The organism is Variovorax sp. 160MFSha2.1, from assembly GCF_048305075.1.
In the GTDB taxonomy this organism is placed as follows: Bacteria; Pseudomonadota; Gammaproteobacteria; order Burkholderiales; family Burkholderiaceae_C; genus Variovorax; species Variovorax guangxiensis.
Genome location: NZ_CP157624.1, coordinates 6438388 through 6462077, shown reverse-complemented (window position 1 = coordinate 6462077; position 23690 = coordinate 6438388). Strand labels below are relative to the sequence as shown.

22 protein-coding genes are annotated in these 23690 nt (G+C 69.3%); 9 read left to right on the top strand and 13 right to left on the bottom strand.

Annotated features, from left to right (window positions below):
• From ABL838_RS29890 to ABL838_RS29875, 4 genes are read right to left on the bottom strand one after another with little or no spacing between them, the layout of a single operon-like run.
• A complete protein-coding gene (locus tag ABL838_RS29890; protein ID WP_418123251.1) occupies nt 1-1194 on the bottom strand; it encodes an acyl-CoA dehydrogenase family protein in 1194 nt (397 codons plus the stop codon).
• Between the two features lie 4 nt (nt 1195-1198).
• Nucleotides 1199-2053, bottom strand: coding sequence for an enoyl-CoA hydratase family protein (locus tag ABL838_RS29885; RefSeq protein WP_418123249.1), 855 nt, complete (start codon nt 2051-2053; stop codon nt 1199-1201).
• Nucleotides 2050-2532 carry a MarR family winged helix-turn-helix transcriptional regulator gene (locus ABL838_RS29880; RefSeq protein ID WP_184639551.1) on the bottom strand — a complete coding sequence of 161 codons (483 nt, stop codon included), beginning with the start codon at nt 2530-2532 and terminating at the stop codon, nt 2050-2052. Before ABL838_RS29880 ends, ABL838_RS29885 begins: the two co-directional genes overlap by 4 nt.
• Before the next feature lies 1 nt (nt 2533).
• Nucleotides 2534-4918 carry a bifunctional salicylyl-CoA 5-hydroxylase/oxidoreductase gene (locus tag ABL838_RS29875; RefSeq protein WP_418123247.1) on the bottom strand — a complete coding sequence of 795 codons (2385 nt, stop codon included), beginning with the start codon at nt 4916-4918 and terminating at the stop codon, nt 2534-2536.
• Nucleotides 4919-5049: 131 nt separating this feature from the next.
• Here ABL838_RS29875 and ABL838_RS29870 point away from each other — a divergent pair, with 131 nt between their 5' ends.
• Together ABL838_RS29870 and ABL838_RS29865 are read left to right on the top strand one after the other, a co-directional pair.
• Nucleotides 5050-6321 (top strand): class I SAM-dependent methyltransferase, encoded by a 1272-nt coding sequence (locus ABL838_RS29870; protein WP_418123245.1) that lies wholly within the window; start codon nt 5050-5052, stop codon nt 6319-6321.
• An 11-nt stretch (nt 6322-6332) separates the two neighbouring features.
• On the top strand, nt 6333-6656 hold the full coding sequence (locus tag ABL838_RS29865; RefSeq protein WP_126021212.1) for a DUF1840 domain-containing protein: 324 nt from the start codon (nt 6333-6335) through the stop codon (nt 6654-6656).
• A gap of 124 nt (nt 6657-6780) precedes the next feature.
• On the opposite strand, the gene ABL838_RS29860 is transcribed toward ABL838_RS29865, so the two are convergent.
• Nucleotides 6781-7806, bottom strand: a complete 1026-nt coding sequence (locus ABL838_RS29860) for a Bug family tripartite tricarboxylate transporter substrate binding protein (protein ID WP_418123244.1) — start codon at nt 7804-7806, stop codon at nt 6781-6783.
• Between the two features lie 91 nt (nt 7807-7897).
• On the bottom strand, nt 7898-8845 hold the full coding sequence (locus tag ABL838_RS29855; protein WP_418123243.1) for a LysR family transcriptional regulator: 948 nt from the start codon (nt 8843-8845) through the stop codon (nt 7898-7900).
• 125 nt (nt 8846-8970) lie between these two features.
• Between ABL838_RS29855 and ABL838_RS29850 the strand changes: the two genes are divergently transcribed.
• Nucleotides 8971-9738, top strand: coding sequence for an SDR family oxidoreductase (locus tag ABL838_RS29850; RefSeq protein ID WP_418123242.1), 768 nt, complete (start codon nt 8971-8973; stop codon nt 9736-9738).
• 127 nt (nt 9739-9865) lie between these two features.
• Here the strand turns inward: ABL838_RS29850 and ABL838_RS29845 are convergent, their stop codons facing one another.
• From ABL838_RS29845 to ABL838_RS29815, 7 genes are all read right to left on the bottom strand, one after another.
• Nucleotides 9866-10291 (bottom strand): MarR family winged helix-turn-helix transcriptional regulator, encoded by a 426-nt coding sequence (locus ABL838_RS29845; RefSeq protein WP_184639563.1) that lies wholly within the window; start codon nt 10289-10291, stop codon nt 9866-9868.
• 12 nt (nt 10292-10303) lie between these two features.
• Complete coding sequence (locus ABL838_RS29840) at nt 10304-11269, bottom strand: alpha-ketoacid dehydrogenase subunit beta (protein ID WP_418123240.1); 966 nt, start codon at nt 11267-11269, stop codon at nt 10304-10306.
• Nucleotides 11260-12303, bottom strand: a complete 1044-nt coding sequence (locus ABL838_RS29835; protein WP_418123239.1) for a thiamine pyrophosphate-dependent dehydrogenase E1 component subunit alpha — start codon at nt 12301-12303, stop codon at nt 11260-11262. The genes ABL838_RS29840 and ABL838_RS29835 overlap by 10 nt, the downstream gene beginning before the upstream one ends.
• Nucleotides 12304-12401: 98 nt before the next feature.
• The gene (paoC, locus tag ABL838_RS29830; protein WP_418123238.1) at nt 12402-14612 is read right to left on the bottom strand and encodes an aldehyde oxidoreductase molybdenum-binding subunit PaoC; all 2211 of its coding nucleotides are present in this window, start codon (nt 14610-14612) and stop codon (nt 12402-12404) included.
• A 2-nt stretch (nt 14613-14614) separates the two neighbouring features.
• Complete coding sequence (locus tag ABL838_RS29825) at nt 14615-15565, bottom strand: FAD binding domain-containing protein (RefSeq protein WP_418123236.1); 951 nt, start codon at nt 15563-15565, stop codon at nt 14615-14617.
• Entirely contained in the window at nt 15562-16212 is a 651-nt protein-coding gene (gene paoA, locus ABL838_RS29820) for an aldehyde dehydrogenase iron-sulfur subunit PaoA (RefSeq protein WP_418123234.1), read from the bottom strand. Before paoA ends, ABL838_RS29825 begins: the two co-directional genes overlap by 4 nt.
• Nucleotides 16213-16477: 265 nt before the next feature.
• The gene (locus tag ABL838_RS29815) at nt 16478-17467 is read right to left on the bottom strand and encodes an AraC family transcriptional regulator N-terminal domain-containing protein (protein ID WP_418123232.1); all 990 of its coding nucleotides are present in this window, start codon (nt 17465-17467) and stop codon (nt 16478-16480) included.
• 320 nt (nt 17468-17787) lie between these two features.
• On the opposite strand from ABL838_RS29815, the gene ABL838_RS29810 reads away from it, so the two are divergent.
• The 6 genes from ABL838_RS29810 (at nt 17788) to ABL838_RS29785 (ending at nt 23655) form a co-directional block, all read left to right on the top strand.
• Nucleotides 17788-18420: a response regulator transcription factor gene (locus tag ABL838_RS29810; protein ID WP_126021223.1), complete on the top strand. Its 633-nt coding sequence runs from the start codon at nt 17788-17790 to the stop codon at nt 18418-18420.
• Complete coding sequence (locus ABL838_RS29805; protein ID WP_418123231.1) at nt 18417-19118, top strand: alpha/beta family hydrolase; 702 nt, start codon at nt 18417-18419, stop codon at nt 19116-19118. The genes ABL838_RS29810 and ABL838_RS29805 overlap by 4 nt, the downstream gene beginning before the upstream one ends.
• Before the next feature lie 142 nt (nt 19119-19260).
• The gene (gene xylF / locus ABL838_RS29800; protein ID WP_418123230.1) at nt 19261-20295 is read left to right on the top strand and encodes a D-xylose ABC transporter substrate-binding protein; all 1035 of its coding nucleotides are present in this window, start codon (nt 19261-19263) and stop codon (nt 20293-20295) included.
• A 163-nt stretch (nt 20296-20458) separates the two neighbouring features.
• Nucleotides 20459-21658: a sugar ABC transporter permease gene (locus ABL838_RS29795; RefSeq protein ID WP_126021227.1), complete on the top strand. Its 1200-nt coding sequence runs from the start codon at nt 20459-20461 to the stop codon at nt 21656-21658.
• 1 nt (nt 21659) lies between these two features.
• A complete protein-coding gene (locus ABL838_RS29790) occupies nt 21660-22460 on the top strand; it encodes an ATP-binding cassette domain-containing protein (protein ID WP_184639579.1) in 801 nt (266 codons plus the stop codon).
• A gap of 28 nt (nt 22461-22488) precedes the next feature.
• Entirely contained in the window at nt 22489-23655 is a 1167-nt protein-coding gene (locus ABL838_RS29785; RefSeq protein ID WP_418123229.1) for an ROK family transcriptional regulator, read from the top strand.
• The last annotated feature ends 35 nt before the right edge of the window (nt 23656-23690 follow it).

Genomic DNA, 23690 nt, shown 5'->3' with positions numbered 1-23690 from the left:
TTATCCCCGTAGAACGGATTTGCCGATGATCAGTTGTTGGACTTCCGTCGCGCCTTCGTAGATGCGCAGCGAGCGGATGTCGCGGTAGAGGCTTTCAACCTTCGTGCCAACCTTCACGCCGAGGCCGCCATGCATCTGCAGCGCCATGTCGATCACGCGGCTCGCGTTCTCGGTCGCGCACATCTTGGCCATCGCGGCGGCGGCCGACACGTCGCCCACCGCCGGTGCGCCGCGCCGCTCGGCGTCGTCGCGCATCCATGCGGCGCGGTAGGTGAGCAGAGCGGCGCTGTCGATCAGCGCGGCCATCTCGCCGAGCTTGGCCTGCGTGAGCTGGAAGTCCGCCAGCGTCTGGCCGAACATTCGGCGCTTCTTCGAATGGGTGATCGCTTCCGCCAGCGCTCGCCGGCCCATGCCGAGCGCCGCACCGGCCACCGAGGCGCGGAAGATGTCGAGCGTGCGCATCGCGAGCTTGAAGCCGCCGTTGAGCTCGCCCAGTTGCGTAGCACGCGGCACGACACAGTTCTCGAAGCGCAGCGTGGCCAGCGGGTGGGGCGCCATCACGTCGATGTGCGCGGAGGTGTCGAGGCCGGGCGTCGTCGCGTCGACGATGAAGGCGGTGATGCCACGCGTGCCGCCCGCCGGGTCGGTCTTCGCGAACACGCAGTAGAAGTCGGCGATGCCGCCGTTGCTGATCCAGGTCTTCTCGCCGCTCAGCTTCCAGCCGTCGGTGGTCGCCTCGGCGCGCATCGCCATCGCCCCCACGTCGGAGCCGGCCTCGGGCTCGCTGAGCGCGAAGGCCGCGATCTTGCCGCCCTTGGCAACGGCGGTCAGGTAATCGGCGTGCTGCTGCGGTGTGCCCGCGAGCGTGATCGCGCCGCTGCCCAGGCCCTGCATCGCGAAGGCGAAGTCGGCGAGCGGCGAGTGGTAGGCGAGCGTCTCGCGCAGCAGTACCAGGGCGCGCGAATCGAGCCGCTCCAGCGCGCCGCCGGAGCTGCCCGGCACGCAATAGCGCAGCCAGCCGCCGGCGCCTAGCCGCTGTACCCAGTCGCGGCAGGCCGCGCGGTCGTCGTGCTCGTCGACCTGCTGCGCGTCGGCCCAGGGCAGCAGGCCGTCGGCCAGCGTGCGGTGCGCGTCGTCGAAGAAGGGCAGCGCAAGGTGCGCCGTCGAGGGTGGTGCGGGAGCCTTGGTCATCATCGCGTCAGTCCCCGCCGAACACCGGCTTGCGCTTGCCCGCGAAGGCCTCGTAGGCGCGCTTGAAGTCTTCGGTCTGCATGCAGATGGCTTGTGCCTGCGCCTCGGCTTCGATGGCCTGGTCGATGGTCATCGACCATTCCTGCGACAACATCGTCTTCGTCATGCCGTGCGCGAAGGTCGGGCCTTCGGCCAGGTCGCGCGCGACCTTGGTGGCGGCCTCGAGCAGCGCATCGCTTTCGTACAGCGCGTTGAAGAAACCCCACGAATGGCCTTCCTGCGCCGTCATCGCGCGGCCGGTGAAGAGCAGTTCGGACGCACGGCCCTGGCCGATTACGCGCGGCAGCAGCGCGCAGGCGCCCATGTCGGCACCGGCGAGGCCCACGCGCGTGAAGAGGAAGGCGGTGCGCGTGGCGGGCGAGCCGTAGCGCAGGTCGCAGGCCAACGCGATCATCGCGCCGGCACCGGCGCACACGCCGTCGATCGCGCCGACGATGGGCTGCGGACAGGCGCGCATCGCCTTCACCAGGTCGCCCGTCATGCGCGTGAACTCCAGCAGCTCGGGCATGCGCATGCCGGTCAGCGGGCCGATGATCTCGTGCACGTCGCCACCGGAGCAGAAGTTGCCGCCCGCGCCGGTCACGACGATCGTCTTCACGTCGGTGGCGTAGACCAGCGCGCGGAACAGGTCGCGCAGCTCGCCGTACGAGTCGAAGGTCAGCGGGTTCTTGCGGTCGGGCCGGTTCAGCGTGATGGTGCCCACGCCGGCCTCATAGCTCCATGCGAAGTGCTCGGCCTTGTAGGCTGCCTTGGGTTCGAATTGGGCGCGCATGGGATTGCCCGCGCCGATGTAGTGCTTCATTCGGTCTCCGCCATCAGTAGTTGGTTGTGCGAGTGCTGCTTGACCTTGCCCAGCAGCTTGTGCAGTTGCGCGATCTCCTTGGCGCTGAGGCCCGCGAAGGCCTCGACGATCCAGTCCTCGTGCTGCTGCGCCATGTCGTTGAAGAGCTTGCGCCCGCGCGGCGTGAGGCGCACGCGCCATGCACGGCGGTCGCCCTCGACGTTGATGCGCTCCACCAGCCCTTCGGACACGAGCTGGTCGGTGATGCCGGTCACATTGCCGCCCGTCACCATCATGCGGCGCGAGAGCTCGTTCATCTTCAGCCCCTCGGGCGAGCGCTCGAGCTGGGACATCAGGTCGAAGCGCGGCAGCGTGGTGGCGAACTGCGAGCGCAGTTCGTTGCGCACCTGCTTCTCGATCAGCTGGGTGCAGGTGAGCAGCCGCAGCCAAAGCCGCAGCGCCTCCGGGTGTTCGCTGTGCGCGCGCGCTTCGAGGTCCATCTCAGTGCGTCTCCTCGCTGTTCTGCGCGGCCATCGCTGCATTGGCGGCCGCGGCGAGCTGCTGCTGCTTGGCGATCTCGCGGTACATCTGGTCGCGCCCGCTCAGGTACTGCACGGGCCATTCGACGTCGCGGCTTTGCAGCTTGGCGGCTTCGTGCAGCGTCCATGCCGGGTCGGCCAGGTGCGGACGCGCGATGGCGCACAGGTCGGCACGGCCGGCGGCGATGATGCTGTTGGCCTGGTCGGCATCGGTGATGGCGCCCACGGCGATGGTCGAGATGCCGACCTCGTTGCGGATGCGGTCGGAGAACGGCGTCTGGTACATGCGCCCGTACACCGGCTTCGCGGCGCGCGTGGTCTGGCCGGACGACACGTCGATGAAGTCGGCGCCGGCCTCCTTGAAGAGGTGCGCGACCACGATGGCGTCGGCATCGGTGTTGCCGCCGGGCGCCCAGTCGTGCGCCGAGATGCGCACGCTCATCGGCTTGTCGGCGGGCCACGCGGCGCGCATGGCGCGGAAAACTTCGAGCGGATAGCGGCAGCGCGCCTCGATGTCGCCGCCGTACTCGTCGGTGCGCAGGTTGGTGAGCGGGCTGATGAAGGCCGACAGCAGGTAGCCGTGCGCGCAGTGCAGCTCGAGCCAGTCGAAGCCGCATTCGGCGGCGCGGCGGGTCGAATCGACGAACTGGTCGCGCAGCGTGTCCATCTCGGCGCGCGTGATGGCCGCGGGCAGCTGGTTCTGCTCGCCGTAGGACAGCGCGCTCGCGGCCAGCAGCGGCCAGTTGCCGCTCTCGAGCGGCTCGTCGGTGCCTTCCCAACCCACGCGGGTCGAGCCCTTGGGGCCGCTGTGGCCGAGCTGCATGGCGATCTTCGCGCTGGACTGCGTATGCACGAAGTCGACGATGCGCTTGAAGGCGGCCTGCTGCTCGTCGTTGTAGAGGCCCGTGCAGCCGGGCGTGATGCGGCCTTCGGGCGTCGGGCTGGTCATCTCGACGAACACCATCGCGGCGCCGCCGAGCGCGCGTGCGCCCAGGTGCACCAGCAGGAAATCCTGCGGCACGCCGTCGACCGCGCTGTAGGTGGCCATCGGCGATACCAGGATGCGGTTCTTCAGCGTGAGCCCGCGCACCTTGTAGGGCATGAGCATCGGCGGCAGCGCCTTGCCGCCGGCCAGCCACTGCTCGTAGCCGCTGAGCCACTGCGTGTCGCGCAGGCGCAGGTTCTCGTGGCTGATACGCTGCGAGCGGGTGAGCAGCGAGTAGGCGAACTGCTCGATCTGCATGCCTGTGTAGCGCGGCACGTTCTCGAACCACTCGGTGGAGTTGCGCGCGGCGTTCTGGATCTTCAGCACCTCGACGCTGCGGCGTGCCTCGTAGCCTTCGAGCACATGGTCGACAGTGCCGCCCTGCGCGAACTCGTTGGCCAGGTCGATCGCGTCCTCCAGCGCCAGCTTGGTGCCCGAGCCGATCGAGAAGTGCGCCGTGTGCGCCGCGTCGCCCATCAGCACCACGGGCACCGAGCGGCCCTCTACGTCGATGCGGTGCGTCCAGCGCTCGCACACCACGCGCGGAAAGCGGATCCAGTTGGCAGAGCCGCGCAGGTGCGTGGCATTGCTGATCAGCGAATGGCCGCCGAGGTACTTGGCGAAGAGCTTCTCGCAGAAGGCGATGGCCTCGGGCTGTTCCATCTGGTCGAGGCCGTGGGCCTTCCAGACGGCCTCGGGCGTCTCGACGATGAAGGTCGAGGTCTTGTCGTCGAACTGGTAGGCGTGCGCCTGGAACCAGCCGTGCTCGGTCTGTTCGAAGGCGAAGGTGAAGGCGTCGAAGGTCTGGTGCGTGCCCAGCCACACGAAGCGGCAGTTGCGCAGGTCGATGTCGGGCCTGAACACCTCGGCGTAGCGCTGGCGGATGCGGCTGTTGAGGCCGTCGCTGGCGATCACCAGGTCGGCCTTGTATTTGGCGGCCATCGCCTGGTCGTCGGCGACGTCGGTCTCGAACACCAGCTCGACGCCCAGCTCGAGGCAGCGCTCCTGCAGGATGTTGAGCAGCCGCTTGCGACCGATGCCGCAGAAGCCGTGGCCGCCGGAGCGCACCTGGCGGCCCTTGAAGAAGACCTGGATGTCGTCCCAGTGGTGGAACTCGTTGCCGATGAGCGCTGCGGTCGGCGCGTCGGCCGCGCGCAGGTTGGCGAGCGTCTGGTCGCTGAGTACCACGCCCCAGCCGAAGGTGTCGAAGGGGCGGTTGCGCTCCACCACGGTGATCTGCAGCGCCGGGTTGCGCGCCTTCATCAACAGGGCGAAGTACAGGCCCGCCGGCCCGCCGCCGATGCACAGGATGCGTTGGAGGTCCGAGGCGGGAGCGGACTTGGACGGGTCGAGGCTGTTCATGGCTAAATAGTTTAGGCATAAACAATCCAATGTCAATCCGGGTTCGCGCAGGCCCGAAGCCGCCTCAGATCGCGGCTTGCGCCGACACGGGAAGTCATGCAAAAGCTTGGAAAAATCAATACCATGGCCCCATGCAACACTTGATACCCAAGATCGAGTCGCAGCTGGCTTCGCTGCCTGTCCCCATCGCGCTCGAGCTGCCCGATGGCCGGCGCGTCGCACAGGCCGGAGCCCGCGTCACGCTGGCCTTCAAGGAATGGGCGGTGCTGGCCAAGCTGGCGGCACGGCAGGTGGGCGCCATCGGCGAGGCCTACGTCGAGGGCAAGGTGCAGATCGAAGGCGCCATGCGCGACCTGATCGATGCCACGGTCGGCATGCTCCCCGGCAACCCGGCGGAGACCGACACCGGCTGGTGGAGCCGCCTGCAGCGCCGGGCCAAGTCGCACGGCTCGCACTCGCTGCGCAAGGACGCGGCGCAGATCGAGTTCCACTACGACGTTTCCGACGACTTCTACGCGCTGTGGCTGGACCCGCGCCGCGTGTATTCATGCGCGTACTTCCGTACGCCCGACCTCACGCTGGCGCAGGCGCAGGAAGCCAAGCTCGACCACATCTGCCGCAAGCTGATGCTGCAGCCCGGCGAGCGCTACCTCGACATCGGCTCCGGCTGGGGCGCGCTGCTGCTGTGGGCGGCCGAGCACTACGGCGTGGACGCGACCGGCATCACGCTGTCGAAGAACCAGCATGCGCACGTGCAGCGGCTCATCGAGGAGAAGGGCCTGCAGGGCCGGGTGCGCGTCGAGCTGCGCGACTATCGCGAAGTGCCCACCGACAAGCCCTTCGACAAGATCTCCTCCGTCGGCATGTTCGAGCACGTGGGCGCGGCCAACATGCCGACCTACTTCCGCAAGATCCATGCGCTGCTCAGGCCAGGCGGCTTGGTGATGAACCACGGCATCACCTCGGGCGAACTCAACTACCGCCAGCTCGGCGCGGGCATGGGCGACTTCATCGAGAAATACATCTTCCCCGGCGGCGAACTGCTGCACGTGACGCACGTGCTGCGCGAGACGGCCGCGGCCGGCCTGGAGATGGTCGACACCGAGAGCCTGCGCCCGCACTACGCGCGCACGCTCTGGGCCTGGTCGGACGCGCTGGAAGCGCAGCTCGACGCCGCGCGCGAAGTGCTCCAGCGCAGCGGCGGCCGGCAGGCCGAGAACGCCGAGCGCGTGCTGCGCGCCTACCGCCTGTACCTGGCCGGCTCCGCCATGAGCTTCGAGCAGGGCTGGATCTCGCTGCACCAGATGCTTTCCACCAAACCCGACGGCAACGTCGAACACGGCGTCCTTCGCGGCGCGCAATCCGTGTACCCTTTTGCACGTGACTACATCTACAACAAGTGAGTGAGAACACCATGCTCTATCGATTCCAGTCCCGCGCCTCTCCCGATTTCGTGATGCTCGAAGTGCATGCCCGCCAGTTGCTGGAGATCGTCGGCAAGTCGATCGCCCCGCAGGGCATCATCACCGTCGAGCAGATCCCCGGCGCCATCGCGGCCCTCGAAGCCGCGCTGGCACGCGAGGCTTCCAACACCCACAACAACGACGACTACGCCGTCGAAGGCCACGCCAACGAGGCCGAGAAGCAGCACGTGGGCCTGCACCAGCGTGCGATCCCGCTGCTGCACATGCTCAAGGACTCGCTTGCCGAAAAGAAGGACGTGACCTGGAAGACCTGATCACCAAAGATCAGCCACCTCCGGCCCTTTCGTGAAACGCCGCGGAACCGGCTCCGCCGGTCCGTAGGTGTTGCCCCCTGCAAGGGGGGTGGCGAAGCGACACGAAGTGCGCGCAGCCTGGGGGTTAGTCAACTTTCGCGCCGGAGTCCTTGACCACCTTCGCCCACTTCACATGCTCGCTCGCGATGAGCTTCGTGAAGTCGGCCGGCGAATTCCCGCTCGGGATCGCGCCCTGAGCCAGCATCTTCTCCTTCATGGCCGGCGTGCCCAGCGCCTTGGCCACTTCCTGCTGAATGCGGTTCACGATCTCCGGTGACGTGCCCGCCGGCGCCAGCAGCCCGAACCACGAACTCGCCTCGTAGCCCTTGAGCGAGGGGCCGCCCACTTCAGCCACCGTAGGAATGTCCGGCAGGGCCGGTGAACGCTGCGCGCTCGTCACCGCCAGCGCGGTGAGCTTGCCCGCCTTGATCTGCGCCATCGACGAAGGCAGGTTGTCGAACATCACGTCGGCATTCCCGCCCACCATGTCCAGCAGCGCCGGGCCCGAGCCCTTGTACGGGATGTGGGCCATGAAGGTGCCCGTCATGCTCTTGAAGAGCTCGCCCGCCAGGTGGATCGAGGTGCCGCTGCCGCTGGAGGCCATGTTCAGCTTGCCAGGGTTGGCCTTGGCGTACTTGATGAAGTCCTGCACGTTGTGGATGTTCAGCGACTTCGCCTTGTCGGCGTTCATCTCCATCACGTTCGGCACGGCGGCCACCAGCGTGATGGGCGCGAAGTCCTTGATCGGGTCGAAGGGCAGCTTGGGATACAGCGCGCGGTTGATGCCGTGCGTGCCCACCGTGCCCATCAGCAGCGTGTAGCCGTCGTTCGGCGCGCGCGCCACGATCTCGGCGCCCACGTTGCCGCCCGCGCCCGCGCGGTTGTCGACGATGAACTGCTGGCCGAAGGCCTTGGAAAGCTCGGGCGCCACGGCGCGCGCCAGGATGTCGGTGGTGCCGCCGGCCGCGAAGGGCACGACGATGCGCACCGGCTTGGTCGGCCAGGTGCCCTGTGCCCACGAGGGAGCGGTGATGAGGGTCAGCGCGGCGGCGACGGATGCGGCCAGCGCGGTGCGGCGATTCGGGGAGGAAGAGAAAGTCTGATGGGTCATGCGCGCGTTTGTACAGGTGCGCGCTCCGGCCGTCGCGGGTGAAAACCCCGTGGCCGCGTGAGGGAGTTGACAGCGCGTGGTCTGGGGCGCCTCAGGCCACCTGCATCCGCTGCGCGAACCGCTCCTCGCGGAAGCGCTCCAGCACGAAATCGATGAACACCCGCGTCTTCGGCGGCAGCAGCTTCTTGCTCGGGTAGTACAGCCACACCGCACCGGCGTCCTGGTACCAGTCGGGCAGCAGCCGCAGCAGCTCCCCGCTGCGCAGCCCGCGCTCCACGAAGGGCATGGGCAGCATCGCCACACCCAGCCCCATCAGCGCGGCATGCGCGATCGCCTCGGGGTCGTTGAAGATGGCGCGCGGCCGGGGCAGCTCGACGCTGACCTCGCCTTCGCCTTCGCCTCCGCCCGCGCCGCGCACGCGCCGCAGCGTCCAGCTGCGCACGCGCCCCGTGGGCGAGGAGCGGCGCATCAGCGTGTCGAGCGCCGCCAGATCCGACGGATGCCGGGGCGGCTTGCGCCCCTGCATGTACGCGGGCGAGGCCACTGCCACCACGTGGATGCGCGCCAGCTCGCGCGCCACCAGCCCGGCCGGCAGCTCGATGCCGCCGCCGATGGCCGCGTCGAAGCCCTCGCCCACCAGGTCGACCTGCTGGTTGTCGAAGTGCCAGTCGGGCACGATGGCCGGGTAGCGCGCGAGGAACCCGCCCATCAGCGGCAGCACGTGCTCGCGCCCGAAGGCCTGGCCCATGCTCACCTTCAGCGTGCCCGAGGGCTGGCCGTCGTCGGTGTCGATGCCGGCCACCGCCTCGCGCAGCGTGGCCAGCGCGCCGCCGATCTGCGCCAGGAAGCGCTCGCCGCCCTCGGTCAGCTTCAGGCTGCGCGTGCTGCGCTGGAACAGCCGCAACCCCAGCCGCGCTTCCAGCCTTGCCACGTTCTTGCTGACGGCGGCCGGCGTCAGGCCAAGGCGCCGCGCGGCCTCGGAGAAGCTGCCGCCTTCCGCGCTCTGCACGAAGGATTCGAGGTGATTGAGCGGTTCCATGGCCGCATTGTGGCGCCCATCTTCAACCATCGGTTGAATCTGATTGACCCGATTGACGGCTACCGGAGAAGGAATGAAGCGCCCAAACTGAGGCCTTCTTCTTCACCATCGCACAGGAAAAAATCATGGCCTCCAGCACCGCTTCTGCTTCTTCTTCCGTCCTGGCCGGCAAGGTCGCCTTCGTCACCGGCGGCTCGCGCGGCATCGGCGCGGCCATCGTGCGCCGCCTGGCGCGCGACGGCGCCGCCGTGGCCTTCAGCTACGCGGCCTCGGCAGCTCCCGCCGACGAACTGGTGCGCAGCATCCAGTCCGAAGGCGGCCGCGCCCTCGCGCTGAAGATCGACAGCGCCGACCCCGCGGCCCTCACCGCCGGCATCGACGAGGCCGCCCGCACCTTCGGCAGGATCGACATCCTGGTGAACAACGCCGGCGTGTTCCTCGGCGGCACCCTCGACGAGTTCTCGCTCGAAGACTTCGACAAGACGCTGGCCATCAACGTGCGCGCCGTCTTCGTCGCCGCCAAGGCGGCCTCGCGCCACATGGGCGAGGGCGGCCGCATCATCAACATCGGCAGCACCAATGCCGAGCGCATGCCCTGGCCCGGCGGCAGCGCCTACGCGATGAGCAAGTCGGCGCTGGTCGGCCTGGTGCAGGGCCTGTCGCGCGACCTCGGCCCGCGCGGCATCACCGTCAACAACGTGCAGCCCGGCCCGGTCAACACCGACATGAACCCCGTCGACGGCCCTAATGCCGCCTCGATGCACGGCCTGATGGCGCTGGCCCGCCACGGCCATCCTGATGAAATCGCCGCCATGGTCGGCTACCTCGCCAGCCCCGAAGCCGGCTTCGTGACGGGCGCGAGCCTCAACATCGACGGTGGCTTCGCGGCGTGACTTGGTTCGCCCCCAGGCTGCGCGCACTTCGTGTCGCTTCGCCAACCCCCTTCCGGGGGCAACACCTACGGCCCGGCAGAGCCGGTTCCGTGGTGTTTCTGGAAAGGGGCGTGCCTTGCTCGGGAGGTCAGGGGAGGCCGCGCTGCACGGCCTCGATGAGCTTGTCGAGCGTGGCGTCGAGCTGGGCCAGTTCGACGGCTCCGATGCCGCCGAATAGCGCGACCTCGCGCGCGCGGCCGAGCGCGCCCACCGTTTCGTGCAGCGCCTTGCCGGCGGCGGTGAGATAGAGCCGGCTGCTGCGCCGGTCGGTCGGGTCGTCGTGGCGCTGCACGCGCTTGTGGCGCAGCAGGCCGGCGAGGGCGCGGCTCACCGCCATCTTGTCGAGGCCGGTCTGGTCGGCCACCTGCGTGGCGTTGAGGCCGGGTTGCACTGCCAGAACCGCCATCGTGCGCCACTCGTTCAGCGTGATCCGGTGCTCGCGGCCCACGCGCTCATGGAAAGGCCGCGCCGTGAGATTCACGACCCGCACCAGCTTGAAGAAGAGCGGGTCCATGGCGGGTCGCGTTCAGCCAGCGAGCCTTTTCGCCGCGGCCACGATGGCCTCGGTGCCGATGCGTGACTGTGCCTCCAGCACCGGCGCATAGCCGACCGGAATGCGCGGCGCGCCCAGCCGTGCCACGCGGCAGCCGGTGGCCTCCGCAGCGCTGGCCGCGATTTCCGCACCGAAGCCCGCCGCCTGCACCGCCTCGTGCACCACCAGCAGCCGGTCGGTGCGGGCGCACGACGACAGCACCGTCTCGCGGTCCCACGGCCACAGCGTGCGCAGGTCGATCAGGTCCACCGCGATGCCCTCGGCCGCCAGCGCATCGCACGCCGCCGCGCTGGCCTGCATCTGCCGGCTCCAGCTCACGAGAGTGAGCGCATCGCCCTCGCGCACGCGTGCCGCCTTGCCCAGCGGCACGGCGACGCTTTCGTCGACCTCGCCGCGCGCGCCCCACAGCGTCTTGTGCTCGATGTAGACCACAGGGTCGCCGCACTGCAGGGCGGAGCGCAGCAGCCCGTGGTTGTCCTGCGGCGTCGATGGGCTCACCACCACCACGCCCGGCAGGTGCGCGAACCAGGCTTCGAGCGACTGCGAATGCTGCGCGGCCGAGGCGTCCCAGATGCCGCCGGGCATGCGCGCCACCAGCGGCACGCGGCCCTGGCCGCCGAACATGAAGCGGTTCTTGGCGGCCTGGTTCACCAGCTCGTCCATGCCGCACAGCGCGAAGTCGACCACGCGCATCTCGACCACCGGCCGCAGCCCTGCGAGCGCCATGCCCACGCCGGCGCCCATGATCGCGGCCTCGCTGATCGGCGTGTCGATCACGCGTCCCGGGCCGAAGCTCTGCTGCAGCCCCTTGTACTGCCCGAAGATGCCGCCGCGGCCCACGTCCTCGCCGAGCACCACCACGCGCGGGTCGGCTTCCATCTCGCGCTGCAGGGCGAGCAGGGCGGCTTCCGAATAACTGAGTTCGTGCTTCATCGCCATTGGCCCTCCCCGACGGTCTGCACGTCGGTGAAGGCGGCGGCCGGCTCGGGCCAGGGGGCCGCGTCGGCGATGGCGAGGGCGGTGTCGACCTCGTCGCGCGCGGCGTTCTCGATGGCGTCGAGCGCGGAAGCCGCGACGCCGGCCGAAAGCAGATGGGCGCGTGCCCGTGCGATCGGGTCGGTCTCGAGCGCGGCGGCCAGTTCAGCCGGATCGCGGTAGGCCGCCACGTCCACCGACACATGCCCCTTCACGCGGTAGGTCAGCGCATGCAGCAGGCGCGGCCCGCCGCCGCTGCGCACCTGCGCCACCAGCTTCGCGGCGGCCGCATGCACCGCGAACACGTCGTTGCCATCGACCTGCGTGGACGCGATGCCGAGCGACTCGGCGCGCGCCGAGGCGCCTTCCCCGGCCGTCATCGGGCCGCTCGCCGTGGTCGCGCTCCAGCGGTTGTCCTCGCAGACGAAGAGCACCGGCAGCTCGTACACGCGCGCCCAGTTCAGCGCCTCGAGGAAGGGGCCGCGGTTGATCGCGCCGTCGCCGAAGAAGCAGACGGTGATGTCGTCAGCCTTGTTCAGCAGCTTCTGCGCGTGCGCCGCGCCCACCGCGATCGGCAGCCCCGCCGCCACCACGCCGTTGGCGCCCAGCATGCCGACCGAGAAATCCGCGATGTGCATCGAGCCGCCCTTGCCGCCGTTGAAGCCGGTGGCCTTGCCGAACAGCTCGCACATCATCCGCGCGAGGTCGGCGCCCTTGGCCAGCGTGTGGCCGTGGCCCCGGTGGGTGGAAGTGAGGTAGTCGGCGGCGCGCAGGTGGGCGCAGACGCCGGCCGGTACCGCCTCCTGCCCGGTGGAGAGGTGCAGCGGCCCGCGCACCTTGGCGGCGCCCGCCGCCTGCTGGCCGTAGGCGCTCACGCCGCCCTGGCTGGCGGTCTCCGCCGCGTTCTCGAAGGCCCGGATCCGCACCATGACGCGGTACAGGGCCTCACCCGCGCCGTGCGCGCCGTGGGCGGTGCTGCCGGAAATGCTCGAGTCCATCTTGTCTCCGACGCCCTTGGAGCGGGCGTTCCGGAAAAAATCGTATCAAGCGATACGGACTCGCGGCACCGGGCTTACCCGCCGCTTTCCAAGCGGACTCAGGCCACGGGCGGCAGGCGATCCAGCAGCTTGTCGAGCGTGATCGGGTAGTCGCGCACCCGCACGCCCGTTGCGTTGTAGACGGCGTTCGCCACCGCCGCGGCGACGCCGCACATGCCGAGCTCCCCGACGCCCTTGGCCTTCATCGGCGAGGAGATCGGGTCGGTCTCGTCGAGGAAGACGACGTCCTGGTGCGGAATGTCCGCATGCACCGGCACCTCGTAGCCCGCCAGGTCGTGGTTGACGAAGAAGCCGTGCCGCTTGTCGAGCGCCAGCTCTTCCATCAGCGCGCCGCCGACGCCCATCGTCATCGCGCCGATCACCTGGCTGCGCGCGGACTTCGGGTTCAGGATGCGCCCCGCCGCGCACACCGCGAGCATGCGCCGCACGCGGATCTCGCCGGTGGCCGCGTCGACGCCGACCTCCACGAAATGCGCGCCGAAGGTCGACTGCTGGTACTTCTTGTCGAGGTCGCCGAATTCGATGCTGTCCTCCACCACCAGCTCCTGCGCTCCCGCCGCCTCGGCCAGCGGCACCGCGCGCGAGCCGGCGCGCACCATGCCTTCGGAGAACTCCGCCTCGGCTACCGGAATGCCCAGCTTCGACGCCACGGCTTCGCGCAGCTTCATGCATGCCGCGAAGACGCCGGAGGTCGAGCTGTTGGCGCCCCACTGGCCGCCCGAGCCGGCCGAAACCGGGTGCGCCGAGTCGCCCAGGCGCACCTGCACCTTGTCGAGCGGCACGCCCATGGTCTCGGCGGCGGTCTGCGCGATGATGGTGTAGGTCCCGGTGCCGATGTCCGTCATGTCGGTCTCCACCGTGACCATGCCCCGGTTGTCCAGACGCACGCGCGCGCCCGACTTCATCACCAGGTTGTTGCGGAACGCGGCGGCCACGCCCATGCCGACGAGCCAGCGGCCGTCGCGCTGCTGCCCCGGCGCCGGGTTGCGCCTGTTCCAGCCGAAGCGCTCGGCGCCTGTGCGCAGGCATTCGATCAGCTTGCGCTGGGAGTAGGGACGCTGCGGCTTCTCGGGGTCGACCTGCGTGTCGTTGAGCACGCGGAACTCGATCGGGTCGATACCCAGCTTCTCGGCCATCTCGTCCATGGCGATCTCCAGCGCCATCATGCCGGGCGCCTCGCCGGGTGCGCGCATCGCGTTGCCCTCGGGCAGGTCGAGCACCGCCAGGCGCGTGGTCGTGAGGCGGTTCGCGCCGGCGTACAGCAGGCGGGTCTGGTTCACGGCCGTCTCCGGCTGGCCGCCCGGCAGGTCGCCCGACCAGCCTTCGTGCGCGATGGCGGTGAGCCTGCCGTCCCGGCCGGCGCCCAGGCGGATGCGCTGGATGGTCGCTGGCCGGTGCGTGGTGTTGTTCGCCATCAGCGGCCGCGGCAGCGCCACCTTCACGGGCCGCCGCGCCGCCCGCGCACCCAGCGCCGCGAGCAGCGCATCGGCCCGCACGAACAGCTTGCCTCCGAAGCCGCCGCCGACGAAGGGCGAGACCAGCCGCACGTTCGCCTTCGGGATGCCGAGCGTCTTGGCGACGTCGCCGGCGCCCCAGGCGATCATCTGGTTCGAGGTCCAGATGGTGAGCTTGTCGCCCTGCCACTGCGCGATGGAGGCGTGCGGCTCCATCATCGCGTGCGACTCGTCGGGCGTGGTGTAGGTCGCGTCGAGCTGCACGGGGGCCGCCGCGTAGGCGCCCGCGAAATCGCCCGTCTTCGTCTGCGGCTCGCCCGCGAAGGGGTTGGGCGCGGGCAGTTTCGCCGCGTCCTTCTCGGCGGACAGGTCGAAGCGGCCCGGCGTGCGCTCGTACTCGACGCGCACCAGCTGCGCGGCCGCGCGCGCCTGCTCGAAGGTGTCGGCCACGACCAGCGCCACCGCCTGGTGGTAGTGGTCAATTTCCGGCCCGCCCAGGAGCTTCGCCGTATTGAAGTCGCCCTTGGCGAGCTTGCCCGCATTGCGCGCGGTGACGATGGCCAGCACGCCCGGCGCCGCCCGGGCAGCGGCCAGGTCCATCGACGCGATGCGGCCCTTCGCGATGCCCGCGCCCACCACGTAGCCGTAGGCTGCGCCGGGCATCTCGGTGTTGCGCTCGTAGGCGTAGCGCGCGGCGCCGGTGGTCTTCATCGGGCCGTCGATGCGGTCCGTGGCCCTGCCGATGATCTTCAGCTGGTCGATGGGGTTTGTCGTGGCGGGTGTGTCGAATCTCATGGTCAGCTCCTCGCTTGCGTGATGGCGGCGGCCAGCGCGCGCTCGGCGAGCTGCAGCTTGAACGCGTTCTCGTGGGTGGGCTGCGCGTCGGCGAGCAGCCGCGCGGTCACGGCCCTGGCGCCTTGCGGCATGGCGGTCTCTGCAGCCTCCATGCGCCACGGCTTGTGCGCGACACCGCCGAGCGCCACCCGGCCGGAGCCGTCGCGCTGCACGATGGCCGCGACCGACACCAGCGCGAAGGCATAGGAGGCGCGATCGCGGATCTTGCGGTAGACGTGCGTGCCGCCCACGGGCCTGGGCAGCGTGACGCCGGTGATGAGCTCGTCGCGCTCCAGCGTCGTCTCGACGTGCGGCGTGTCGCCTGGCAGGCGATGGAAGTCGGCGATCGGGATCACGCGGGTGCGCCCGTCGGGCCGCACGGTCTCGACCGAGGCGTCCAGCACGCGCATCGCCACGGCCATGTCGCTGGGGTTGGTGGCGATGCACGACTTGCTGCCGCCGATCACCGCGAGCTGCCGCGTCACGCCGCCGATCGCACTGCAGCCGCTGCCGGGGCGGCGCTTGTTGCAGGGCTGGTCGGTGTCGTAGAAGTAGGGGCAGCGCGTGCGCTGCAGCAGGTTGCCCGCGGTGGTCGCCTTGTTGCGCAGCTGGCCCGATGCGCCGGCCAGCAGCGCGCGGGAGAGCACGCCGTAGTCGCGTCGCACGCGCTCGTCGGCCGCCAGGTCGGTGTTGCGCACCAGGGCGCCGATGCGCAGGCCACCCTCGGGCGTCGGCTCGACCCGGTCGAGTGCGAGCCCGTTCACGTCGACCAGGTGCACCGGCGCCTCGATCTGCAGCTTCATGAGATCGAGCAGGTTGGTGCCGCCGGCGATGAATTTCGCGCCGGGCCTGCCCGCGACGGCGGACGCCGCCTGCGCCGGGGTCGCGGCGCGCTCGTAGGTGAAAGCCTTCATGCCTTGCTCCCCGCCACTTCCGTGATGGCATCGACGATGTTGGAATACGCGCCGCAGCGGCAGATGTTGCCGCTCATGCGCTCGCGCAGCTCTTCGGCCGAGAACATGGGGCGGGCCGTGAGGTCGGCGCTCACATGGCTCGGCACGCCGCGCCTGACCTCGTCGATCACCCCGACCGCCGAGCAGATCTGGCCGGGCGTGCAGTAGCCGCACTGGTAGCCGTCGTGCCTGACGAAGGCGGCCTGCAGCGGATGCATGCCTTGCGGCGTGCCCAGCCCTTCGATGGTCGTGACCTGCGCGCCCTCGTGCATCACGGCGAGCGTCAGGCAGGAGTTGATCCGCCTTCCGTCGACGATGACCGTGCAGGCGCCGCACTGGCCGTGGTCGCAGCCCTTCTTGGTGCCCGTCAGGTGCAGGTGCTCGCGCAGTGCGTCGAGCAGGGTGGTGCGCGTGTCCAGGTCGAGTGCCTGCGCCGTGCCATTGACGTTCAGCGTCAGCTTCATGCGCGAGCCGCCCGCGGCCGCTGCCGGGGCCGCGGTCTGCGCCGACGCGGGCGGCGCGGTGGCTGCCGAGACCGCCGCGGCGGTCGCGGCGCCGACGATGAGCGCGTCGCGCCGCGAGATCAGTTGTGTCGTGGGACTGTCCATGTCAGCTCCTGCTGTTCGAGGTTCGTGGGGATGGCGAATACTGCTGATAGCGCGTGCCATGGGCGGTGGCGGTAGGAAAACGGCTGCTGTTGATCCCTGCCCGCGGCCCGTGGGGCTCCCCGCTTCCGAAAATGGTTCTCACCTTGGGAAGCCGCGGGGGCAGACCGGCCGATTTCCATTCTTCTGAAGCCGCGCGAGGATCGATAGCGCAATCCTCTTCATTTCTTGCCCGATCCGATGAGGCGCGGCGGCAACGGGCCCTGCCTCAGGCCCCGCTGGCCTGGCCTTGCCCGGCTCCCGCTGCGTCGATTCCCCTGCCACCCGCGCGCGCACCGCCGCGCAGCACTTCGATGTCCCGCCTGGGCGGTGCGCCGAACAGACGGCTGTACTCGCGGCTGAACTGCGACGGGCTTTCGTAGCCGACCTGGAAGGCCGCGCTCGCCGCGTCGAAGTGCTCGTTGAGCATCAGCCGCTTCGCCTCGTTCAGCCGCAGCCACTTCTGGTACTGCAGCGGACTCATCGCCGTCAGCTGGCGGAAGTGGTGGTGGAAGGTCGGCGCGCTCATCTGCACGCGGGCCGCGAGCTCGTCGATGCGAAAGGGGGAGGCGTAGTTCAGCTTCAGCCAGTCGATGGCCCTGGCGATCCGGTGGCCCTGCCCGTCGACCGAGGCGATCTGCCGCAGGCTCGCGGCCTGGTCGCTCATCAGCAACCGGTAGTGGATCTCGCGATGGATCATCGGCGCGAGAACGGGAATGGCCTCGGGCTCGTCCAGCAGTTCCACCAGCCGGGCGATCGGCGCCAGCAGCGCGGGCGTCGCCTCGCCGAGTCCCACGCCGATGCCGATGGGCCGCTCGCGATGCGGCGGCAAGCCGCCCTGCGCGATGAGCTCGGCCAGCACGCGCACGTCGAGCTTGAGCATCAGGCCCAGGCAGGGCTGCCGCGGGCTCGCCGTCTTCACTTCGGAATTGGCGGGCATGTCCAGCGAGGTGATGAGGAACCGCGAGGTGTCGTACGGATAGGCCTCGCCGCCCACCCACATCTGCTTGGCGCCCTGCGCGACGAGCACGATGCTCGGCTCGACCATGCAGACGGCCGGTGGCGCGGGAGATTCGCGCCTGAAGAAGCCGAGGTTGGCGATGGGCGTGTCGTGGTCGCCCGGCAGCGGCGTGCGGGCATCGATGACCCGCGCCATCGCCCGCTGCAGCGCCCTGCACCGCGCTGCGGCGTCCTCGTCCGCGTCCTGTCTGGGGGCCATCTTGCTTGCTTCGAGACTTTGCGCAGGACTCTACCCGCGGGGCGCTTCGTCATCCACAAAAGAGCCGTGTCCCCGAAGGATCGGGCAAGAAATCCAGAGGAGTGAGCAAGTCTTCGCATCCCTCGGCGCAGCGGGCACCTGCCTGCCCTCCTACATCGCTGCGAGACGTTTCTGCGAACGCGTGCAGGACAAATGCCCGACCCGCCTGGCGAGGCCCCGCGGCGCAAGGGCCTGTGGCATCTTCACCTACTCATTCCGTCTGCCGGCCCGCGTGCCGGCTCGCGGCCATCCACCAAACACAGCGCAGGAGGCACATCACCATGATCAAGATCGGCATCGTCGACGACCACGCGGTCGTCCGCACAGGCCTGAAGTCGTTCTTCTCCACTTTCGTCGACTTCCGCGTGGTCGGCGAGGCCGGCACCGGCCGGGAGGCCATCGACCTGGTGCGCACGGCCGATCTCGACGTGCTGGTGATGGACCTTTCCATGCCCGGCCAGAGCGGTATCGACGCGCTCGCGATGGTGCGCGCCAAGGCGCCCGACCTCGGCGTGCTCATCCTCAGCGGCTATCCCGAGGAGCACTACGCGGTGAACCTCATCCGCCAGGGCGCATCCGGCTACCTCAACAAGGAATGCGAGCCCGAGGAGATCGCCAAGGCCATCCGCACGATCGCGCTGGGCCGGCGCTACATCTCGCCCTCGGTGGCAGAGCTGCTCGCGGGCCAGCTGGAACGCAAGGACAACGCGCCGCCGCACGAGCACCTGTCGGAGCGCGAATTCCAGGTGTTCCTGAAGCTGGCCAAGGGAGAATCGGTGGGCGCCATCGGCGAGGCGCTGTCGCTCTCGGTGAAGACCATCAGTACTTACCGCACGCGGCTGATGGAGAAGATGAACCTTTCCACCAACAGCGACCTGACCTACTACGCCATCAAGACACAGCTCATCGATTGACGAACCCCGAGGCGACGACCGCAACGACAAGGCAACTGCGCATTCCGGTGGCCGATGAGGTCGCCGTGTCCGCGCTCGCGGTGTCGCCGCCTTCGCCCGAGGCCTGCTATGTGCTGGCGCATGGCGCCGGTGCCGGCATGACGCATCCGTTCATGGAGGCTGCGGCCGACGGGCTCGCGCAGCGGCGCATCGCCACGCTGCGCTACCAGTTTCCCTACATGGAGCGAGGCAGCAAGCGCACCGACGCGCCGGCCCTCGCGCATGCCACCGTGCGTGCGGCGGTCGATTGCGCGGCCATGCATTTCGGCGGGCTGCGCCTCTTCGCTGGCGGCAAGTCGTTCGGCGGCCGCATGACTTCGCAGGCCCAGGCGCTGGAGCCGCTGCCGGGCGTGAAGGGGCTGGTCTTCCTCGGGTTTCCTCTGCACCCTTCGGGCGCGCCATCGACCACGCGCGCGGAGCATCTGCACGATGTCGACGTGCCCATGCTCTTCGCGCACGGTCCGCGCGACACGCTGGCCGAGCCGCGCGAGTTCGATGTCGTCACCCGCTCGCTCGGCCCGATGGCCAGCGTGCTCGAGATAGACGGCGCCGACCACTCCTTCAGCGTCCTGCGGCGCAGCGGCCGCACCGATGCCGAGGCGCTCGACGAACTGCTCGACGGCATCGCCGTGTGGACGCAGGCCTGGCGCATCGGCTGAACGAACAAACCCTTGCAAGCCGCTCCGGGAATTCCCGGATGCCCACGATCGCACCTCGATGGGATAGTTAGTTCGCCCTTCAAACTAACTAATTTCTTACACGGCTGGCGCCTGCGGGCGACTCAACTCAGGAGAGACATCGATGCGACTGAAACAAACCCTGGCCGCCATGGCCTTCGCCACGGCACTCGGTTCCACGGCCGTGGGCGCGATGGCGCAGACCGTCGTCGGCGTGAGCTGGTCCAACTTCCAGGAAGAGCGCTGGAAGACCGACGAGGCCGCCATCAAGGCAGAGCTGGAGAAGCTCGGCGCCAAGTACATCAGCGCCGATGCGGGCGGCTCGCCCGAGAAGCAGCTGGGCGACATCGAGGGCCTGATGTCGAAGGGCGCGAAGGCGCTCATCGTGCTCGCGATGGACAAGGACGCCATCCTGCCGGCCGTCACCAAGGCCACGCGCCAGAAGGTGCCCGTGGTCGCCTACGACCGCCTCATCGAGGCGCCGGGCGTCTTCTACATCACCTTCGACAACGTCGAGGTCGGCCGCATGGAGGCGCGCGAGGTCTTCAAGGTCAAGCCCAAGGGCAACTACGTGATCATCAAGGGCTCGCCCAGCGACCCGAACGCCGACTTCCTGCGCGCGGGCCAGCAGGAAGTGCTGGACGCCGCCATCAAGAAGGGCGACATCAAGATCGTCGGCGACGAATACACCGAAGGCTGGAAGCCCGAGGTCGCGCAGAAGAGCATGGAGCAGATCCTCACCAAGAACGGCAACAAGGTGGATGCCGTGGTGGCCGCCAACGACGGCACGGCCGGCGGCGCGGTGGCGGCGCTCACGGCCAAGGGCATCCGCGGCATTCCGGTGTCGGGCCAGGACGCCGACTTCGCGGCGCTCAACCGCATCGCGCTGGGCACGCAGACCGCCACCATCTTCAAGGACTCGCGCGAGCTCGGCCGCGAAGCCGCCGCAGCGGCCATCGCGCTGTCGCAGGGCAAGCCTGTCGACAAGGCCGCGCCGTGGAACTCGGGCCCGAAGAAGGTCGCGCTGCAGTCGCGCCTGCTGACGCCGGTGGCGGTGACGCGCGACAACCTCGACCTCGTGGTCAAGGCCGGCTGGATCAAGAAGGACGAGCTCTGCAAGGGCGTGTCGGGCGCGAGCGCGCCCGCGGCCTGCAAGTAACGCCGCACGACAGGCGAGCGACGCGCCGGCGCCATCCGCGGAAAGCGCGCCGGCTTTTTTCCCTTTCCCATGCAACGCACCAGCTGCCGGCGCCCACGGGCCCGGCCGGCAGGGCCTGCGCATCTCTTCATAGTCCGCGCAGTCCAGAAAAAGGATCCGAAACATGAGCAACCCATCGTCATCAACACCGGGCTGGTGGCGCCGCACCGGCGTCGACCTGCGGCTCATCCTGATGTGCGTGCTGCTGGTCATCATGGCCGTGGCGTTCAGCGTCATGTCCGGCGGCGTGTTCCTCTCGCCCGAGAACCTCTACAACGTCGCGCAGCAGACGGCGGTGGTGGGCATCGTGTCCACCGTGATGGTGCTGATCATCGTGGCGCGGCACATCGACCTGTCGGTGGGCTCGGTGATGGGCTTCGTCGGTGTTCTCATCGCCTACCTGCAATACACCTCGGGCTGGTCGTGGCCCACGGCCTGCCTCGCGGGGCTCGCGGTGGCGCTCTTGGTGTCCATCTACCAGGGCTGGCTCACTGCGGTGCTGGGCGTGCCTTCCTTCGTGGTCACGCTGGGCGGCCTCATGTCCTTCCGCGGCGCGGCCTTCCTGGTGGCCGACGGCAAGACGCAGCCGGTGAACGACGAATTCTTCCAGCGCCTGGGCGGTGGCTATGACGGCGGCATCGGCGTCACCGCGAGCTGGGTGCTCGCGGCGTTCGTGGCGGTGGTGCTGTTCGCGCGCATGGTGCAGAAGCGCCGCGCGCGCCAGCGCTACGACATGCCAACCGAGGCGCTGTGGCTGGACGTGCTCATCACGGCCGTGCCGGTGGCGGTGGTGTTCGGCTTCGCCTGGGTGATGAACAGCTACCAGATCTCGTCCAAGAACGAGCCGCAGGGCATTCCGATCCCGGTGCTGATCTGGGCGGTGGTGGCCATCGTGCTGTCGTTCATCGTGCACCGCACGCGCTTCGGGCGCTACGTGTTCGCGATGGGCGGCAACCCCGACGCCGCGGCGCTGGTGGGCATTCCGGTCAAGCGCGTCACGCTGATGCTGTTCGCGCTGCTGGCGGTGCTGGTCACCGTCGCGGCCATCGTGTCGATCGCGCGACTGAACGCCGGCACCAATTCGCTGGGCACGGGCATGGAGCTGTACGTGATCGCCGCGGCCGTCATCGGCGGCACGGCGCTCGCGGGCGGCAGCGGCTCGATCTTCGGCTCGGTGCTGGGCGCGCTCATCATGCAGTCGCTCGACAGCGGCATGCTGCTGCTGGACGTGCCCATCGGCAAGCGCATGGTCATCATCGGCCAGGTGCTGATCGTGGCGGTGGTGTTCGATGTGCTCTACCGCCGCAAGTTTGGGGAAAACTGAAATGGCAGATATCGACACCTCCAGACCCCTCGTCGAACTGCGCGAGATCCGCAAGGCCTTCGGCGGCGTGAAGGCCGTGGACGGCGTGAGCGTGAACCTCTACCCCGGCGAGGTGGTCGCGCTGCTGGGCCACAACGGCGCGGGCAAGTCCACGCTGATGAAGATGCTCGCGGGTGCCTACCCCATCGACTCGGGAGACACGCTGATCGCGGGCGAGAAGGTCAACATCCGCACGCCGGCCGAGGCGCAGGCGCAAGGCATCGAGACCATCTACCAGACGCTCGCGCTCGCCGACAACCTCGACTCGGTGGCCAATCTCTTCCTCGGCCGCGAGAAGATGACACCGTGGAACACGCTCGACGACCACTTCATGGAAGTGCAGGCGCGCAAGGTGTTCCAGCGCCTGAACAGGAACTTCACCAACATCCGCGTGCCGGTGCGCCGGCTCTCGGGCGGGCAGCGGCAGGTGGTGGCCATTTCGCGCGCGCTGTACTTCAATGCGCGCATCCTCATCATGGACGAGCCCTGCGCCGCGCTGGGCCCCGAAGAAACGGCGATGGTCGGCGGCCTGGTGAAGCAGCTCAAGGCCGACGGCGTGGGCATCTTCCTCATCACGCACGACATGCCCGACGTGTTCTCGCTGAGCGACCGCCTCGCGGTGATGAAGAACGGCAGGCTCGTGGGCACCTACCGCACCGCCGACGTGACCGAGGACGAGGTGCTCGGGATGATCATTGCCGGCAAGCGGCCCGAGGGCAAGGAGCAGGCCCACCACGCCGATACCGCGGCGGCACCCGCCTGACGCACAGGTAGACGGAGACAGACCCGACGTGACCACCACGGCCGACCTGCAACTGGTGAAGCGCATGAACCGCAGCGTGCTGCTGCGGCTGCTGCGCGCGCAGCCCGGCCTTTCGCGCGCACGGCTGGCCGGCGAGAGCGGCCTCACCAAGTCGACCGTGAGCCTGCTGGTGCGCGAGCTGATCGACGAGGGCTGGCTCAGCGAGGCCGGCGCGACCGTGGCCGACGGGCTGGGCCGCCCCTCCACGCCGCTGCAGATCGACGTGGGCGTGCGCGCGCTCATGGGCGTGGAGATCGCTGTGGAGACCGTGCGCCTCGTGTGCATGTCGCTGCAGGGCGAGGTGCTGCATTCGCAGAGCCACGACCTGACCGACGGTTCGCCCGCCGGCGTGTGCGCGCAGGTCGCGCGCATGGCGGTGGCCGCGCACGCGAAGCTGCAGCAGCTCGGCCTGCAGCTGTCGAGCATCGGCGTGTGCGTGCCCGGCGCGGTGGACGACTGCACCGGCGTCGTCCGCTTCGCGCCCAACCTCGGCTGGCGCAACGTGAGCCTGCTGCCGGCGCTCGAGAAAGCCTTCGCCGCCGTCGGGCTACCCGGGGTGACGGTGCAGCTGCAGAACGACGCCGATGCCGCCGCGCTGGGCGAATACGAGTTCGCCTCCAGCGTCGGCCAAGAGGGCGAAGACCCGCTGATCTTCGTCAACTGCGACGTGGGCGTTGGCGCGGGCGTGGTGCTCAACGACCGGCTCTTCACCGGCGCGCAGGGCATGGCCGGCGAGATCGGCCACACCATCCTCCAGCTCGACGGGCCGCTGTGCTCGTGCGGCCGTCGTGGCTGCGCCGAGGCCTTCTTCGGCTCGCGCGTGCTGGAGCGCGAAGGCGCCGATCTGCCGCGCGCCGCCGCATTCTTCGGCGTGCTGCTGCAGAACCTGTGGGTCACCTTCAATCCGCGCGCCATCGTGCTCGGCGGCAAGGCCTGCGCCGACCACAAGGGCTTCGCGCAGGCTGCCTTCGAATGCATGAAGCGGCATGCGGACGACGCCGGCATGCCGGCACCGGACCTGCGCACAGCGCGCTACGGCGAGCTGGCGCCCGCGGTGGGCGCGGCGGCGCTCGCGCTGCACGAATACTTAAGGCCGCTGCAGCCCGATGCGAAGGCACGCAGGGCGCGCGCCGCGCAGGTTCTCGCCGCCACCTGAGCCTTCGGCCTACGCGCGGGCTGCCCGCAGCGGTC